The sequence below is a fragment of the Mesorhizobium sp. WSM4845 genome (assembly GCF_055811455.1).
In genome coordinates this window covers 1-15,897 of sequence record NZ_JBVVQA010000044.1, presented here as the reverse complement: position 1 = coordinate 15,897, position 15,897 = coordinate 1, and the positions used below count along the sequence as shown (strand labels likewise).

13 protein-coding genes and 7 pseudogenes are annotated in these 15,897 nt (G+C 57.3%); 8 read left to right on the top strand and 12 right to left on the bottom strand.

What is annotated here, in order from left to right; genetic code table 11:
- Positions 1-121: 121 nt before the first annotated feature.
- Positions 122-211 carry a hypothetical protein gene (locus AC0L2C_RS31275; RefSeq protein WP_473525249.1) on the bottom strand — a complete coding sequence of 30 codons (90 nt, stop codon included), beginning with the start codon at positions 209-211 and terminating at the stop codon, positions 122-124.
- Positions 212-317: 106 nt separating this feature from the next.
- Positions 318-539 (bottom strand): annotated as a pseudogene (locus tag AC0L2C_RS31270) (transposase); the annotation flags it as partial.
- On the opposite strand from AC0L2C_RS31270, the gene AC0L2C_RS31265 reads away from it, so the two are divergent.
- Together AC0L2C_RS31265 and AC0L2C_RS31260 are read left to right on the top strand one after the other, a co-directional pair.
- A complete protein-coding gene (locus tag AC0L2C_RS31265; RefSeq protein ID WP_473525254.1) occupies positions 433-729 on the top strand; it encodes a hypothetical protein in 297 nt (98 codons plus the stop codon). The pseudogene AC0L2C_RS31270 and the gene AC0L2C_RS31265 sit on opposite strands and share 107 nt — an antisense overlap.
- A gap of 153 nt (positions 730-882) precedes the next feature.
- Positions 883-1,428, top strand: a complete 546-nt coding sequence (locus tag AC0L2C_RS31260; protein WP_473525228.1) for a recombinase family protein — start codon at positions 883-885, stop codon at positions 1,426-1,428.
- A gap of 602 nt (positions 1,429-2,030) precedes the next feature.
- Here the strand turns inward: AC0L2C_RS31260 and AC0L2C_RS31255 are convergent.
- The 4 genes and pseudogenes from AC0L2C_RS31255 to AC0L2C_RS31240 form a co-directional block, all read right to left on the bottom strand.
- On the bottom strand, positions 2,031-3,338 hold the full coding sequence (locus AC0L2C_RS31255; RefSeq protein ID WP_473525227.1) for a PDDEXK nuclease domain-containing protein: 1,308 nt from the start codon (positions 3,336-3,338) through the stop codon (positions 2,031-2,033).
- A 736-nt stretch (positions 3,339-4,074) separates the two neighbouring features.
- Positions 4,075-4,203 (bottom strand): annotated as a pseudogene (locus AC0L2C_RS31250) (DUF1612 domain-containing protein); the annotation flags it as partial.
- Positions 4,204-4,310: 107 nt separating this feature from the next.
- A pseudogene (locus AC0L2C_RS31245) lies at positions 4,311-4,721 on the bottom strand (TauD/TfdA dioxygenase family protein); the annotation flags it as partial.
- 241 nt (positions 4,722-4,962) lie between these two features.
- A pseudogene (locus tag AC0L2C_RS31240) lies at positions 4,963-5,837 on the bottom strand (IS3 family transposase); the annotation flags it as partial.
- A gap of 489 nt (positions 5,838-6,326) precedes the next feature.
- Here AC0L2C_RS31240 and AC0L2C_RS31235 point away from each other — a divergent pair.
- From AC0L2C_RS31235 to AC0L2C_RS31225, 3 genes and pseudogenes are all read left to right on the top strand, one after another.
- On the top strand, positions 6,327-6,818 hold the full coding sequence (locus AC0L2C_RS31235; RefSeq protein WP_473525226.1) for a thiamine phosphate synthase: 492 nt from the start codon (positions 6,327-6,329) through the stop codon (positions 6,816-6,818).
- Positions 6,721-7,191, top strand: a pseudogene (locus tag AC0L2C_RS31230) (bifunctional hydroxymethylpyrimidine kinase/phosphomethylpyrimidine kinase). Before AC0L2C_RS31235 ends, AC0L2C_RS31230 begins: the two are co-directional and overlap by 98 nt.
- Entirely contained in the window at positions 7,131-7,520 is a 390-nt protein-coding gene (locus tag AC0L2C_RS31225; protein WP_404926246.1) for a bifunctional hydroxymethylpyrimidine kinase/phosphomethylpyrimidine kinase, read from the top strand. The pseudogene AC0L2C_RS31230 and the gene AC0L2C_RS31225 overlap by 61 nt, the downstream one beginning before the upstream one ends.
- Positions 7,521-7,559: 39 nt before the next feature.
- Here AC0L2C_RS31225 and AC0L2C_RS31220 read toward each other — a convergent pair.
- The 6 genes and pseudogenes from AC0L2C_RS31220 to AC0L2C_RS31195 form a co-directional block, all read right to left on the bottom strand.
- A pseudogene (locus AC0L2C_RS31220) lies at positions 7,560-7,823 on the bottom strand (IS630 family transposase); the annotation flags it as partial.
- Positions 7,824-8,092: 269 nt separating this feature from the next.
- Positions 8,093-9,016 (bottom strand): DMT family transporter, encoded by a 924-nt coding sequence (locus AC0L2C_RS31215; protein WP_404928054.1) that lies wholly within the window; start codon positions 9,014-9,016, stop codon positions 8,093-8,095.
- Positions 9,017-9,021: 5 nt separating this feature from the next.
- Positions 9,022-9,810, bottom strand: coding sequence for a gamma-glutamyl-gamma-aminobutyrate hydrolase family protein (locus AC0L2C_RS31210; protein WP_473525248.1), 789 nt, complete (start codon positions 9,808-9,810; stop codon positions 9,022-9,024).
- On the bottom strand, positions 9,797-11,140 hold the full coding sequence (locus AC0L2C_RS31205; RefSeq protein WP_473525225.1) for an O-acetylhomoserine aminocarboxypropyltransferase/cysteine synthase family protein: 1,344 nt from the start codon (positions 11,138-11,140) through the stop codon (positions 9,797-9,799). The genes AC0L2C_RS31210 and AC0L2C_RS31205 overlap by 14 nt, the downstream gene beginning before the upstream one ends.
- Positions 11,137-12,252, bottom strand: coding sequence for a fatty acid desaturase (locus AC0L2C_RS31200; RefSeq protein ID WP_473525224.1), 1,116 nt, complete (start codon positions 12,250-12,252; stop codon positions 11,137-11,139). The genes AC0L2C_RS31205 and AC0L2C_RS31200 overlap by 4 nt, the downstream gene beginning before the upstream one ends.
- Positions 12,249-13,445: a histidine decarboxylase gene (locus AC0L2C_RS31195; RefSeq protein WP_473525223.1), complete on the bottom strand. Its 1,197-nt coding sequence runs from the start codon at positions 13,443-13,445 to the stop codon at positions 12,249-12,251. The genes AC0L2C_RS31200 and AC0L2C_RS31195 overlap by 4 nt, the downstream gene beginning before the upstream one ends.
- 98 nt (positions 13,446-13,543) lie before the next feature.
- Here AC0L2C_RS31195 and AC0L2C_RS31190 point away from each other — a divergent pair, with 98 nt between their 5' ends.
- The 3 genes and pseudogenes from AC0L2C_RS31190 to AC0L2C_RS31180 all read left to right on the top strand — a co-directional run.
- Positions 13,544-14,920, top strand: a complete 1,377-nt coding sequence (locus AC0L2C_RS31190; RefSeq protein ID WP_473525222.1) for an aminotransferase-like domain-containing protein — start codon at positions 13,544-13,546, stop codon at positions 14,918-14,920.
- Positions 14,921-15,093: 173 nt separating this feature from the next.
- The gene (locus tag AC0L2C_RS31185) at positions 15,094-15,234 is read left to right on the top strand and encodes a hypothetical protein (RefSeq protein WP_473525221.1); all 141 of its coding nucleotides are present in this window, start codon (positions 15,094-15,096) and stop codon (positions 15,232-15,234) included.
- A gap of 227 nt (positions 15,235-15,461) precedes the next feature.
- A pseudogene (locus AC0L2C_RS31180) lies at positions 15,462-15,897 on the top strand (ABC transporter substrate-binding protein); the annotation flags it as partial.

Sequence of the window (15,897 nt, the reverse complement as noted above, 5' to 3'; positions counted from 1 at the left end):
CAATTAACGGTGCGTATTAGACAAGAGCTTGCCAGATTCTTTACTTAGTAATAATAATCACTGCAAACGCATATCGCAATCGACGATTGACGCAATATTTATTTGGATTAGAATGGATTGCTCAGCCGAAATACATCGCGTTCCTCTCATAGGAGAAGTCTCGCTCCTGACGCCGAGCATGTTCCAAATACTCGCGCGCGATATCTTCTATTAGTGCTTGCTAACGATCCGTATTATCTATTTCTTTCTATCACTCAATTCCCACTCATTGAATTAATATTACGTTTCATATGTAATATAATACGCTTCCTCACTGATCAGAACCCATTTGTCCATTCTCTTCGGCCGATGGACATGATGCGCCAAGGCTGGTTTTCGAGCTTGCGCCAAGCATCGCAGCAATGGGCGACGATATCGTCATAGGATTTGAAGATGCGGTTCGACAGCCAGTTTTCGCGCATGACGAGCCAGAGGTTTTCGACCGGGTTGAGCTCCGGTGATTTCGGCGGCAGTGGCAGGATGGTGATATTCGTGGGCACGACGCCTGGCGTCCTTTCCGGCAAGCAGCCTTTGGTTGCTTCCATCGACGGCTATATCACTTTGGGGGGCGAGGATGAGGCAGCTGACTACGTCGACGAAAACGGCCAGGCATGGCAGGCCACGCCCGGTGCAGTCGCGTGGCTGGCGGAGGTTACCAGAAAGCTGAAACCACGACGACAGCGTAACTGACCACCGGAACCGATGGGCGTGTTCTAATTTGGGTATACCCGGCCTGAACACCCGCCATGAACACGTCGCAACCGGAAAAGCCTGTATATTTTGGGCTCAATCTTCGTTAATGAACAGAGCATCGCGCCGGCACACCCAAAATGAACAGTTTGCATGACCCGCATCGGATACGCTCGCACCTCCACCACCGACCAGAACCTCGCCGGGCAGATCGCCGCGCTCAAGGCCGCCGGCTGCGAGGTCATTCGCGAGGAGCAGAAGAGCGGCTCTACCCTGGAAGGCCGTCCGCAACTCAACACCATTCTCGACTTCATTCATGCTGGCGAGACGCTTGTCGTCACCCGGATTGACCGCCTGGCCAGATCGCTGCGCGACCTGCAGATGATCGTGGACAAGCTCAAGACGAAGGGCGCGCATCTCTCCGCGACAGAACAACCTGTCGATACGTCGACCGCCGCCGGTAAGGCCTTCTTTGACATGCTTGGTGTCTTTGCCGAGTTCGAGACCAATCTGCGGCGCGAGCGCCAGGCGGAGGGAATCGCTGCCGCCAAGAAGCGCGGCACATACAAGGGCCGGCCGCCGAAAATCGACCGCGACGCGATCCAGCAAAGGCTTAAACAGGGTCAGGGCCCAACACAAATCGCCCGCGATCTCGGCGTCTCACGCGGTACTGTCTATCAGGTGAGGAAGGGCAAATGACGAAGGGCAGGCTCATAACCCGTCTGACGCCAGCGACATGCGAAGAGATCCAGACCCGCATGCTCGAAGTCTGCCAGAAGATCGCTGAGGACCATGGCCTGGTCATCGAGGGCGCCGGATGGCACGGCACGGATACCGGCTTCTTCTTCGAGCCCGTGTTCCGCGTCAGCATTCCCGCTTCCGACGGCACCGCATTCAATCTCGAAAAAGACAGGTTCGAGTTCTTGGCAGAGCAATTCGGATTGGCCCCTTCGGACTTCGGACGCGAGTTCTGCACCGGAAGCGAACGGTTCCGGATCACCGGCATCGATCCAAAGCGGCCACGCTACCCGATCTCCGCCGAGCGAATTCCCGACCGCAGAGGGTTCAAATTTGCCGCCGAAACGTCGCCATGCTCCTCCAAGCCAAGGAGAACAAGCCGTGACGTTCTCGGATTGCTCCGCAAGTTGGCCAAAATCGCAGCTTCGGGCCGATTAGGCCAAGGTGCGTTTGATTTGACAGAACCGAGCCAGTCACAAGTTGCGGCACTACGGGGAGCGCTTGGGCGCGCGCCTCTCCGCCGCTCCAATCGCGGTCGACCGTGCGAGCCGGATCTGCGGCACTCATCCCGACCGCCCATCGCGGAGTGCCCGAAGCTCCGCAATAAAGGCGGTGGCGATCTCAGTTGCCTGGGTCGCATCAGCCTCCGGGAGGTCGAGTCCGTGCGCTGCACGATTCATCGCTTGAAGGGCGATTCTGAACCGGTCGGCGCTTTGTGGCGCAATACCAAGCCGCTGCACCTCTTCGAGCACGGATCCGAGACCTACGGGTCGCTCAGCTTCCATGTCGCTGTTAATCAGCAAGCGGATTTCGCGTTCAACTTCAATGCGCAGCTTTACCAAGGAAATAAGCGGGAACTCGCGGGCAAACTCGGCCACGGTAGGCAGCTCAGTTTGCAGTGGTTCGGGAAGCGCTGCCGACACCCGGTACTCCGCGATGCCCATTGGTTTCGTTGAGTCACGGAGCGCGTACTCAACGATCACCTCGTTCTTCCCCTTGCAGAGAATGATGCCGATGCTGGGAGCGTCTGTTTCGTGCCGAAGTTGGTCATCAACCGCGGAAAGATAGAAGTTCATCTTGCCCGCGAACTCCGGCTTGAACTCCTCAATTTTGAGTTCGACAACGATGAAGCAGCGCAGCCGGAGATGGTAAAATAGGAGGTCGAGGTAAAAATCCTGCTCCGCAACCTCAAGATGGTATTGGCTGCCGACGAAGGCAAAGCCCTTGCCAAGCTCAAGGATCAGCGCACGCAGGTGCTCCAAGAGGCCCCGCTCAAGCTCCCGCTCCGTCATTTCAGGACCGAGAGCTAAGAAGTCGAAGCTGTATGGGTCCTTGATGAGCTCTTGCGCGAGGTCAGACTGGGGGGCGGGCAATGTCCGAGCGAAATTGGTGAGCGCCTTGCCCTGCCGTCGATGAAGCTGGCTCTCGATTTGATGGGCGAGGACATTACGACTCCAGCCGTGCTCTATGGCTTGGCGAGCGTACCACAGCCGCTCGGTAGGATCCTTCAGGGCCTCGACAAGTTTGACATTGTGGCCCCATGGCAATTGTGCAACGACCTGTTGCACAAATTCCTCGTCGGGGAACGCCTCCGCGAAGGCGCGCATATACTTCAGGTTTCGAGGGGATAGCCCCGTCATCTCCGGGAAGTCCCGCCGCAGGTCCGCCGCGAGGCGGTCGATGATCCTTGCGCCCCATCCCTCGGCCGTTTGGCGCGCAAGGATGTCGCGGCCGATGCTCCAGTAGAGGAGGATCAGCTCGCGGTTTACGGCGACGGCAGCCTTGAGGCGAGCCGTCCGGATCCGCTCCTTGAGCTCTGCCAATAGCGAGGCATAGCCGCCGCCCTCAGGTGCTGAGACAGGCGCGGTCATACCTCCTCTCTAGCAGGTTCAGGTGTGAAAAGCTTCACCGATGCGAACCGAAGCGGAGGCCCAGATTTGTGTGTGCGCCGCACAACGAAAGTGTCAGCCGGACCATCTTGCTTCGCGGGCGCGCCCTTATTGCGGGATTTCCTTGTCGGTAGAATGACGACGGTTGTACCTTCGGTTAGGGCAGGCGTAATAATCACCGGAACGGCCAACAGCCATTTCCAGTCGGTCCGCCACGATATGATAATTTTTGAGCCCGCTCCTCGGCGAGCAGGGCTTCAACCGTCGACTTCAGATGTCCCGATCGCCGGTTGCACCGGCGCAACAGGAAGATGAGGAGCTCGCTGCGACCCATAATCTCTTTCGTAGTGCGTTGCCGAATCGCACGTAAAAAAGTTTTACCTTTCTTGCAGTGAGACGCGTCATCGCGGGTTCGACCAGCCATAATTGTCGCTTGGCAGATGGGGTGGTTGCCGTCCTCCCCTAACGGCATCGCAATGTGCCAAGCGACAATTCTATATTTGAGGAACCCAAATTCTCGCGCAATTCGCTGTACTCGTATCATCGCAAGCGCGGGATTGCGACATCCTGCGAAGTGCCCGCGTTGCTGGAATGGATTTTGGGGAAGTAAAAAGGCCCCTGCGCTGGGTCGCGCGCCGGGGCCTTCAGGCATGTACGAGCTACCAGCATGTCCAGTTATGATCGTGCGCTATTATAATGAACAAACGGTGAATGATCGCTATCCGAGGTGCAGGCGGGCCAATGGTGGGGCGGTGAGGGACCTGTACCGCAGCAGCGAGGCCACGAGCAGCGACCCGAGCCATGCGCCACGCTGCAGGACCTCGATTTCGGGCCAAGCCTCGAGCCAGCAACTCGCCTTGCTTCTCGGAAATCAGAAGGCTTTGGGAGGCGGTTACGCAGCGCGATACGGCCGCGGCGATACGAAGTTTAATCATTTTTCCCCTGTTCAGACGGTCAGGCTGCCTTCGCCGCCGGCTTGGCTGCCTTGACATGGGTTATACTGCGGCGACCGTCGACGCCGACCGGAACGTCACCGTCTACCGTAGCGCGACGCACAACCCGGTGCTGGTCGCCATAGTCGTTGACCGCATAATGCTGGGTAGCACGGTTGTCCCAGATAGCGACGTCGCCTACTTGCCAGCGCCACCGCACGGTATTTTCCGGGGCAGTGACGTAGGACTGGAACACCTCGTAGAGTTTGGCGGAATCGCTCTTGGAAAGGCCGACGAGGCGCTGCACGAAATTGCCGAGCAGCAGCGACTTCTCCCCGGTTTCCGGATGGACGCGCACGACCGGATGCTCGGTCTCGTAGATCGTCGATGTGAAGACTTCCTCGAAGTGCTTCTTCTCTTCGGCTGGCCTGATCTGAGGAGAACATACCCCGGGTGCCGTCATCTCTAACGGGGGATGAACCAGACAAAATTGAAAGGCCCCGTTTAACTGCCGAGCCACAATATAACCGACGACGAAGTGAGCGCCCACATGAACTCACCGATGACGGCCGACGCAATGGCTGGCTGACACTATTTGCCAAGACATCCTGATGCGGTGGCTATGCACGGAACTGAGCATCTGTTCAGGGCCACGGGTGTGCTATACGGCTTTGATGGTGCCATTCGACGCGATGATCCTTCGACCAGGCGAGGATCGCGTTCGAGGTGAACTCCGTGCCGTGGTCGGAGACGATCATGTCGGGCTTGCCGCGCTTGGCGATCAGGTCCGTCAGTTCGCGCGCGACACGCCGGCCGGAGATCGAGGTGTCAGGGATGGCGGCCAGGCATTCCCGCGTCACGTCGTCGACGATGTTGAGCACGCGGAAGCGTCGGCCGCAGGCGAACTGGTCGTGCACGAAGTCCAGCGACCAGCGCGCGTTCGGCTTCGCCTCGACCAGGATCGGCGCCCGCGTGCCGACCGCTCGTCGCCTTGCCCGACGCTTGCGCACCGCCAGCCCTTCCTCGCGGTAGAGCCGATAGATGCGGTTGATCCCCGATGCCTCGCCCTCGCGCCTGAGCAGAATGAACAGGCGTCGATAGCCGAAGCGCCGGCGCTCATTAGCGATGTCGCGCAGACGGCCGCGCAGTTCCTGCTCGGGCGGACGCCGGGACTTGTAGCGGATCATTTTGCGATCGGCGCCCACGAAGGAACAGGCCCGCCGCTCCGACAAGCCCATCGTGGCCTGCAGATGCGCGACGGCTTCGCGCTTGGCGACGGGCCCTACCATTTTTTTGACAGAAGCTCGCGCAGCGCCGAGGCTTCCAGCATCTGGTCGGCGAGCAGCTTCTTCAGCTTCGCGTTCTCGTCTTCCAGGGCCTTCAGGCGCTTGGCGTCGGACACGTCCATCCCGCCATACTTCGCCTTCCAGTTGTACAGCGTCGCCTCCGAAATCCCGTGCTTGCGGGCCAGATCGCCCGCCTTCGCCCCCGCCTCATGCTCGCACAAAACCGCGATGATCTGCTCTTCCGTAAACCGCTTTCTCTTCATCAGTCCGTCCTTCAAACGAGGCCGGACTCTAATCCCAACTGGAGGAAATTACCCGCGGCAGGTCAATCGAGGGTCATGATGGCCATTTTCCTCGATAGATTCTTTCAGAGAGCCATCCGACGGCGAACCTAGGGGTAAGTCATTTTTTGAGTCCTTCTGGTTAGCTGACGCAGCCAATTTAATGATCAAGCCATAGCTTGCTAATAGCCTGATTACACATGAGTAGCCTCGCGTACGGGAATGGTCCATTTTTTGCGTGGTCGTGGGACAATTTCTGCTCAGTGTGAGCGCGTTTGTCGATGACAGCATTTAACATGCCAACAGAAAAAACAGGGCGCTGGCGTCTGGAGCGGTTTCGCCGCTGACAGGGGGGCAGGTCAAGCCGCTCAGGTTCATGCGCTTTGAAGCGGTGGGATCCCGATCGTCTGGTCAGGATCATCCGCGCGGTGCGCAAGGCATGATCGCCTCAGGAGTTGTCGTTTACGTGTCGTGCCAGCCGGTCGGGTTCCGCAAGAAGGCTGCGATTTCGTCCATCTTGGCCAGGGGGATCTTGCACGGGCCGATGTGAAGGCGATTCGACGGGTGGGCATCAGACTGGGCCTCAGCACCCATGACGACGCAGAGCTCAAAACCGCGCTTGCGGCCGAGCCGGATTATATGGCGCCCGGCCCGATCTACTCAACGGTGCTCAAGATCATGAGGTACGCGCCACAGGGGCTCGACCGCATCGCTGTCTGGAAGCAGCGCGTCGGTGACCTTCCGCTCGTTGCCATCGGCGGGCTGACCATCGAGCGCGCAAACGGCGTCTTCGCTCAGGGCGCTGAGAGCGCCGCGGTCGTGACCGACATCGTCGGCAACACGCGTCCCGAGGTTCGTGTCCTAAATGGCTGGCGGCGACGGCCCAATGGCGATGACGCCGCATGTGCTGATTGTCGCCGGCTCGGATTCGAGCGGCAGCGCTGGAGTCACACGCGACCTTGAGACGATCGCGGCGCAGGGCCTCAGATCATGCGCCGCCGTCACGGCGGTGACCGCCCAGACGCATCTGTCTGTCGAATGGATCGAGCATATGCGCCGGGTTTCGTCGCAGCTCAGATGCCGGCCGCGGTTGCCGCCAGCAACGTGAAGCCATCAAGATCGGGATGCTTGGCACAACATGGCGGAAGCCGCGACGGTTCTGCGGAATCACTCGGATCTTCCAGTGATGCTGGACCCGGTTTTCGCCTCTTCGTCCGGCGGGGCGCTGATCGTGGAAGACGCTGTCGCCGCGCTGCGCGGTCATCTCATGCCGCTTTGCCGGATTGTCACGCCGAACTTGCCGGAATTGGCCGCGCTGACCGGATCGCGATCGTAGTCGATGAAGCATCCGCTTGCCGCCTGGGTCAGGAGCTGTCGAGAACTGTCTCGGCCGCCGTCCTCGTCAAGGGCGGTCATGCCCGCGGCAACGATGCAGTCGACCTGCTGGTGCAGCCGGACCGCCCTGCCCTTCGATTTGGTGCGCGCCGCCTGCCGAGCGATATGCGGGGGACGGGCTGCATTCTCTCCAGCGCCATTGCCGCCTCTCTTGCGCTTGGGGCGTCGCTGGAAGAAAGCGTGCCCAATGCCAAGAAGTACGTATTCAACACCCTTGCTAATCAAAGTGAGATTTTGGCCACTTGGGATGATGAACAAGCCGCCGGATGAACGAAGTGCCCTCTTCAATCCAGCAATCCTCTCGGTGGGTCTACCATTCTTCATGGGCAGGCCGGGCTGGCTGCGGTCGAGCGCCTGGATCTGGCTCTTCTCGTCGACCGACAGCACGATGGCGTGAGCCGGCGGATCAACGTAGAGGCCGACGACATTGCGCAGTTTGTCGACGAACTGCGCATCATTGGTAACTGGCGCCAGCGGTTGGGCTGCAGCCCGTGCGCCCTTCCAGATGCGGCGCACCGCGCTGGCGCTAATGCCGGCTGCGGCCACCATCATGTCGGCGGTCCAGTGCGTCGTCTCGCCAGGCGGGTCCTGCAACGTCAGTGCCACCAGCGCTCGGCGACTTCTAAAAACTGGATGAAGCCTGGATCGTGAACTGTCTGCAGGGACCTGGACGTAATCGGCTTCGGCGCTAGAATCCGTTCGAACCCCACATTGCGAAGGCCAGCGATTATTCGTTTCGGCCGTTCTGGTGTGTCGAAGCAGGGCACCATCTGTCCACGCCATAACCCGCCCGCGCTTTCATGAGCATATTGGTCCTCGGAAAAGACAATAAGCACGTTGCCCTAATCCTCTTCGCCAATTGGGCGTACTTGCATAGAGACGGCACGGCGCTCTGGCATGGATGTAATCAACGCACCGACGATAATGGCCAATGCTGCAAACATTCCTGGACCTGTCAGCCATTCGCCGAAGAGCGCGGCTGCGAAGAGCGCAGAAAAGAACGGCTCGCTCGATTCGATGACCTGCGTCTTGTATGCCTCGATATGCTGAAGAGCGAGAATTGTGCAGTAGAACCCAAAGAACGAGGGGATAACCCCCAGTGATAGCAAGCTTGGCAGCGCGTTCACTGACGGGATTGGTGCTCCGCTCCAAGCATAGGGAACAGCGAGCATAACGAGGCCATAAGCCAGGAACCACCAGAAGGTTTCTAGGGATGAGCGCAGCTTAAAGAATTTCCAGGCGAAGATAAAGCTGGCGTAGCCTAGACCCGCGATAAGGGCGAGGCTGACACCGATAATGCTTCCGGTCATCAGGCCGTCCCCAGCAATCACGAAGTAGCCTCCAAGAAAGACCATGGTCATGGCGAACGCCTTTCGCGTCGTTACCGTTTCCTTCAAGATGAGGATGTCGAGCGCGATTGCACCAAGGCCGCCAGCGAAAACAAGGATGGCGACAAGCGGGATCGGTGCATACGTGAAAGCTTGGGTTTCGAAATGGTAAAGTGTGAAGATGCCAAGCGCGGAGCAGACGGCGATCTTCCACGATCCCGTGAACACTGAGACTAGTCGGGCTAAACCTCCAGACCTTAAAAGGATGATGATCGAGAGCAGCGAAAACGCAATGGCGCAACGCCAAAATGCAACTGCAGTGTGATCGAGGCCTTCCTTGAAAGCGGACCGCGAAAGCACGCCGACGGTTCCATTGGACAGAGCTGCAAGGAGAGCGAAACCGGCCCCAAGGATTGATGAAAGATAAGCATTTCTCATGGCGGTCACTTTGTTTCTATCATATGCGAGCGGCAGGCCTCGCCGAATGCACGAAAGATTTCGACGCTGAGCAGATCCTCAACGTGAAACCATTCAGGATGCCATTGTACGGCGGCAGCAAAAGTTGCCGTGTCCTTTACCGATATGGCTTCAATAACGCCGTCCACGCATCGCGCATCAACCGCAAGGCCATCCGCCAAACGCGCGATCCCCTGCCGATGCAGGGTATTGACCAAGACTGGATTCTTTTGCGAGCGGCGGATGCATTGGGCGATGTGGCCGTGGCCTTCGGCTAGAATTGCATGAAAGGGGGCGTATTGAAGGTCGCGTGGGAGAGAGAGGTCTTCCACATGAGTGATCCGACCTTCACCTTCCGAGATGTTGCTTGAGAGGCTGCCACCAAGTGCGACATTGAGTTCTTGCAGCCCACGGCAGATTCCGAACAGGGGAATGCCCGATGATAATGCAATCTTGATCGCAGCAAAGCTTGTCCTGTCCCGGTCAAGATCAAGCGTCTTTGGACAAGCCTCTGGGCCCCCGTAAAATGAGGGCGAGACGTTCGACTCCGCCCCGGTCAGCAGTACGCCATTGAGGACTGACAAACAGACTCGCAAATCCCCTTCCACCAGTCCGCACGGGATCACTAGCGGTAAGACACCTGCGGTCGTACGCAGGGCTTCAAGATAACGAACGCGTACGGTCTCATACCCGACGCCGTCCTCTGTCCGGCGGTCGGAAATGACACCAACGCGGGGCCGCTGTTTATCAGCGAGGCCACAATCAGGTGCCCTCAAGAGCTTGCCCGATATCGGCGATGATATCCTCAATGTGCTCAAGTCCTACAGAAATCCGGATTGTTCCATCGCGAACTCCGGCAGCAAGGCGCGCCTCGCGCGGGACCGAAGCATGTGTCGTCGAGGCTGGATGCGTGGCGAGTGTTCTCGCGTCGCCAATATTTGAGACGTGATAGGCGAGGCGCAACCGCTCGATAAAACGGCGCCCAGCCTCAATGCCGCCAGCGATCTCGAACACGAGCATCGGGCCACCATGATCACCCATGTTCTGCTCGGCGCGATGCCGTTCAACAATCCCGCCAAAAGTCGGATATGTTACGTCGAGAACGCCAGGATGCGCCATGAGAAACTCGGCTAGCTGGCGGGCATTGGAGCAATGTCGAGGCATTCGCAAAGGTAACGTTTCCAGACCTTGGATACAGAGAAAAGATGCGAATGGCGACGGGCAGGGACCGAAATCGCGCATGAGCGTATTGCGCATCTTGAGCAGAAACGGGCTGGCTCCGTAGGGGCCGGGCAGATTGCGCGCGGCATCGAGCCAAAGAATGTTACCGTGCGAGATGTCAGGACGTGTCATCAACGAAAAGCGTTCGGAATAGGCAGCCCAGTCGAAGGTGCCCCCATCCACAATAATGCCGCCAATCGTCGTGCCGTGGCCGCTGATATATTTGGAAGTGGAGTGCACGGTAATGTGGGCGCCAAGCTCGAGAGGGCGGGAGATAAGAGGGGTCAGCGTGTTGTCGATGATCAGCGGAATTCCGAGTTCCTGCGCGATCGCCCCGACCTCGACGATCGGGAAAGGGCTGAGCTTGGGGTTGGGAAGCGCTTCGCCGAACCAACAGCGCGTTCGGCGATCTGAGGCTTCGCGGAAACGTTCGGGATCGCTTGGATCGACGAAGCGGGTTTCAATCCCGAGCCGTTGAAACGTACTGGCCAGCAAATTGATTGTGCCACCATACAGGTGCGTGGAGCTTACGATATTGTCCCCGGCTACGGTGATGTTTAGGATTGCAAGCATAATTGCGGCTTGCCCCGACGAGGTTGCCAAGGCGGCGACGCCACCATCCAGAGCCGCAACGCGTTGCTCGAAAATATCCGTTGTCGGGTTCATCAACCGCGAATAGGTGCGCCCCTCGCGTCGGAGATCGAAGACGTCCGATGCGTGATCAATTGATTCGAATGCATAAGCATTCGAGAGATAGATCGGTACAGTTGTAGCAAGGGTCGCCGGATCATAGCGATAGCCGCCATGCAACACTGCCGTTTCCGGATGCAGGTGTGGCGTTGGCGCCAATCGTGCTGAAGGGTCATTTTTCTCTGGTTTGGTCAATATTGGATCTCTCCGGGAGTTGGATACTTCTCGGCGCGGCATTCAGACTGGGCGAAGCGCTTCCGGTTCTGGTCGCGGATCAATTTCAGGATCGAAGGCTCACCGTTTGGGCCAGGCTGGAATATCCCACCCGTTTCGGAGCAGTGCGCCGCATAGACGGTGTCCCCCATGCGGATGGCATGTGCTTCGGGTAAGCGCCAGAACGGGGTTGTCGGGTCGAGATGATGATCGAGATGGTAGTTGTCGTTATTAATCGCGGTCAGCCACTTCTCGATATTACAGCTGCGGCGGTTCCTAGCCATGTGCAGGTTCACGGTCTGATTTTCGATGGAGCTGCAATGCTCAGACATCTCGATAAACCAGCCGATAATGTGGAATGAGGTGAGGTAGGGGACGACCCAGAGAAGGACGACTTCCGAGAAGTAGCCATAGATCAAAGCGTACACGACGATACAAGCCCAGAACGCGTAGAATCCCCAGCGATCGAACTCGTAACGCCACTTTTCTCCGCGCTTCACCCGCACTGAACTCTCCTTGCCGGAGAGGGAATTGAGGATCAATTGATATCTGTTGCGGACCAGATACTTCAGATAAGCGTAGGTTTTCGATCCGAGCAGGGGCAGGATGATGAGGTTCCAGACGAAGGAACGATCCGTTCGGGGTGTGAAGACACCTTCCGCGATGAAGAACTCCAGGTCAGGATCGGCGTCGGCTCTTCCCAGAAAGGGATGATGGCTGTGGACGTGTGATTCCTTGTAGGCAAAGTGGCGTTGAAAGATGGGCCAAGCCGTTGGCAATGTGCCGAGCAGGAAGTTCAGCAGACGGTTCTTTGTCAGCACACCGTGCGCAGAATCGTGCAGAATGGTGGAGATTCCTCGCTGATGGGCTCCGATCATTATCACTGCGAGAGGATAGAACCACCAGTTGACCCCAATGACCAGCCACGCGAAGGCAGCGATCACCGTATAATCCTTCACGATATAAAGCGGGCCATGCCAATTGTCAGTTGTAAGAGCTTTGATGTCACTAGTGATGCAACGATCAAAACGATGGTGAACGTAGCGGCCGGGCGCTTCGATGCCGCTGTAGAGCGGCCGCGCGTGAGCGTTCATGAAGACACCTTTTGCCGAGAATTGCAGCGCCACTCTGCGGTATAGGCACCGACGAAGCGGTCAATGAGATCAGCTTTGACGTTTGGCATAACGATCGCGTGGGCGGAGTTGTCATGGCATGCGAGCTGGTATTCGCTGACGAGCCTCTCGGATGGCTTCGGAAATACAACCGTCAAGGACCATGGATTGAGCAACACCGGGATGCCCGCTGAACGAAATGCTGCTGCGAGGCCTTCCGCACGCTCGATGCAGGTTCGGGCATTATGGCGGAAACCGGCTATGCCAAGCCGCATCACCCGGTTCCAGATCGCGAGAACGGCGTGGCCGTTGCGCGATCCCATCAGAGTCGTATCATCTGAGCGCAAGTAGCTGACGGCGGAAGCCACTCGACTGACATGCTCACGACGAACTACAAGGATACCGCAGGGCATTGGCGTGCCGATCATCTTATGACCTGAGGTTGACACGCTGTCGATCCCGTGCCGGAAAGAGGGACGGATGCAGTTTGGTAAGCCATCGACAAAGGGAAGGACCATTGCATTCAGGGCGCCATCGACGTGAACAAAGCGTCGGCTCGGATCGATCCCGACGCGGTCCAGAACGCTGACGCAGGACGTGATATCGTCGTGTGCGCCTTTGATCGTCGTTCCAGAGGTCAGTGCGAGAATGATGCTGCGATGACGATTTGCGTGGATAACCTCAGAAAGAGCATCTGGAGAGATGGCACCGGAACAATCGGCCCCGCACGTCAAAGCCTCGATCCGGAGGATTTTTGCAGCCTTTGGAAGCGAATAGTGCGCCTCTGTGGAGTATATCAGAACAGGATTATCAAGGGTCTCGCGCGCAAGGTATATGGCCCATAGATTGCCTTCAGTTCCGCTCGCGCCCACAGTCCCCCAATATTTTTCTGGATCGGCGCACTCCCATACCCGCATGATCCAGTCGACCACCTCTCGCTCTAAGTCACAGACCTCGGTCGCATAGTGTGAACCGACATATGGATCACCTAAATTATTAATTAAAAACTTGTCGAATTGAGAGATTGGCTCGGGGTCAAAATCGAGATTGTAAGGATATCCCAGATGGTTATCACGCTTGTCGGAAAATTTCTTGCTAAGACTATGCAGCCTCGCATCAATATATCCATGCTTTCTTGAAAGATTGCCATCATCTTGGTTGCATATAATCTTCACGCATATGATCCACTATCAAATTCGGATGCATAGGATCTACACGATGGGACACTTATTATGCTATCATTATTATGTAACGTGACACTTTTGGATGCCAGATGCAGTTGAAATCGCCTTGGGAACCACGACTCGCCGTAGGTAGTGAGCCGATCTACCAGCGCCTCGCAGCCGCGATCGCGGAGGATCTGAGCAGTGGCAAAATCCCACCGAGCGCCAGGCTCCCAGCGCATAGGGACTTGAGCTATCAACTAGGCGTGGGCTTGGGAACGGTCACCAAGGCCTATGGCCTGCTGGAGCGCCAAGGCCTCGCCTCATCTGTCCATGGTCGCGGCATGTTCGCGACCAAAAAAAATCTCACGATCAACAAGGCTATTGATCTGAGCGTGAACGTGCCTCCGAACATTATGTCGGACCGGTTGCTAAGTGGGACATTGGCTTCGCTAGCGTCGGCGATTGATGCCAAGACCTTCGGAGCATATGCGCCTCCGCAGGGAATGTTTCAGCATCGTCTGGCACTCGCAGGATGGCTGCAACGTTACTGTGCCTCCGTCGACGCCGAGCGGATGATCCTCTGTAATGGTGGCCAGCAAGCACTTTCAATTGTGCTCGCAGCGCTGCTCGCGCCAGACCTTTGCATAGCGACAGACGATCTTCCGTTCCCTGGCCTCCAGATGATCGCGGGGCTATTGAGCCTTCAATTATTCGGCATAAAAACTGATTTTGAGGGCATTCTACCGTCTGCATTCGATAAGATTGCACACGAGGTCGCGGCGAAGGGGAAGCGTCTAATATTATTCACGAACCCGACGGCGCAGAATCCAACCGGCAAGACGATGTCGCGATCGCGCCTCAAGGATATTGCGGAAATTTGCAGGCACCGAGATGTATTGATCATTGAAGACGACGTATACTCTGCCTTCTCCGCTCGAGATCACCTCTGTTTTCTCGATCTCGTGCCTGAAAGAACATACTATATCAACAGTTTAGCTAAGATTCTAACGCCTGGAATGCGACTCGGTATTCTCATAGCACCGTCTGACCAACTAGGTAATCTCCTGCGCGTGATCCACGCGCAGGGTTCCACTGTTTCTCCGATTGCAAGTCTTGTCATGTACAGATGGGTCGTGGATGGAGTCGCATCCCATATCGCGACGATGACACATTCAGAAGCGGTCGCGAGGAATAAACTAGCGGCTTCAGTCTTTAGCTCCATAACTGATGCCTGGATTGGCAGCGGGTTCCATATGTTCCTCCCGACACGCCGCGCGGCGGCCATCGCTCTTGCCAGCGCCGCCCGCGAAAACGGTATACTGGTCACCGAGCCTGCACTTTCCTTATCAGAGGAAAGCGATGAAAGTGGAATTCGCCTTTGTCTTGGTGGACCGACCTATGACGAGCTCAGCATCGCACTGAGAAAGGTTGCAGCTCTGCATGTTCAGGGATCGGTTCCGGCTGGGGGCGAAAAACCACTCTAGCGAATTAGGCCACAATTGTCACACTGCACTAGAGAATGCAAAGTCAATTATTTCAGAGGCTTAGCTGTGTACTTAATTTGAGATTGTGTACTTAATTTGAGAATTCGAGGCGACATATTGCACTTAATGCGAGAATCAGGACTCACCACGTTGATCTCCGTGTTGTGAGGCAAATGACCGAACCGTTTCCCGATGAGGTGGACCAGCAGCGCTGGGACGAGGCCTGCCGACGCGCGGACGACGGCCCGCAGCAGATGAGAAACCCTGCCTGCGTCGCGCTGGCGTGGAAGGACAGGCACTATGGCCTGCGATGATTACCGGCCGATAGGAACGGCGGGGCTCTCGCCGGTCAGAAACGCCAGCTGCTCTGCAGCGCCCTAACCCGCCTGTTGTTGGGCGGCGCGTGCTCCGAATGAGCATTGGAGGCGAACAGCGTTTCCCTTGAGTGGCAAAGAACAGCACCTGATACTTTTATAGTCTATCAAATCTCTGGACATACTAGCAGCGAAATTCGGAGCCTTCCCAAAACTGGAGCGAGATGATGGTGTTAGCTGTGGAGAGATTTTCAAGAAGGAGGTTTGGTGGGTTCGTGGCCGCGTTCGCGGTAGGCTTGGTCGCTTCTTTCTCCCCTCTCATTGCCCAGGCGGGTAGTCCGGACGCTGGCAAACTGCCGACCAAAATCCCGGCGGGCACTGTGCTTCGTATCGGCGATCCCGAGACGCAAACGGCGCTGGAATTATCGGGGCTGATCGATCAACTGCCGTTCGAGGTCGAATGGGCCAATATCAGCGGCGGTCCACAGACCATCGAAGCCTTTCGCGCCAACGCATTGGACGTCGGATCCGTTGCCGACATTCCGCCCATCCACGCGACCTGGACGGGGCTCAAGGTCAAGATCATTGCCGCGAAATTCCGCAAGGAACCGGTTGCGCACCCGATCTATCAACTCGGCATTGCACCGGGAGTCGAGGTCAAGA

What these genes read in the sequence shown, in the direction of transcription:
- AC0L2C_RS31265 (WP_473525254.1), top strand. Translation starts at nt 433, where the DNA reads ATGCGGTTCGACAGCCAGTTTTCGCGCATGACGAGCCAGAGGTTTTCG.
- AC0L2C_RS31255 (WP_473525227.1), bottom strand. Translation starts at nt 3,338, where the DNA reads ATGACCGCGCCTGTCTCAGCACCTGAGGGCGGCGGCTATGCCTCGCTA.
- AC0L2C_RS31215 (WP_404928054.1), bottom strand. Translation starts at nt 9,016, where the DNA reads ATGAGAAATGCTTATCTTTCATCAATCCTTGGGGCCGGTTTCGCTCTC.
- AC0L2C_RS31185 (WP_473525221.1), top strand. Translation starts at nt 15,094, where the DNA reads ATGACCGAACCGTTTCCCGATGAGGTGGACCAGCAGCGCTGGGACGAG.
- AC0L2C_RS31260 (WP_473525228.1), top strand. Translation starts at nt 883, where the DNA reads ATGACCCGCATCGGATACGCTCGCACCTCCACCACCGACCAGAACCTC.
- AC0L2C_RS31200 (WP_473525224.1), bottom strand. Translation starts at nt 12,252, where the DNA reads ATGAACGCTCACGCGCGGCCGCTCTACAGCGGCATCGAAGCGCCCGGC.
- AC0L2C_RS31190 (WP_473525222.1), top strand. Translation starts at nt 13,544, where the DNA reads ATGCAGTTGAAATCGCCTTGGGAACCACGACTCGCCGTAGGTAGTGAG.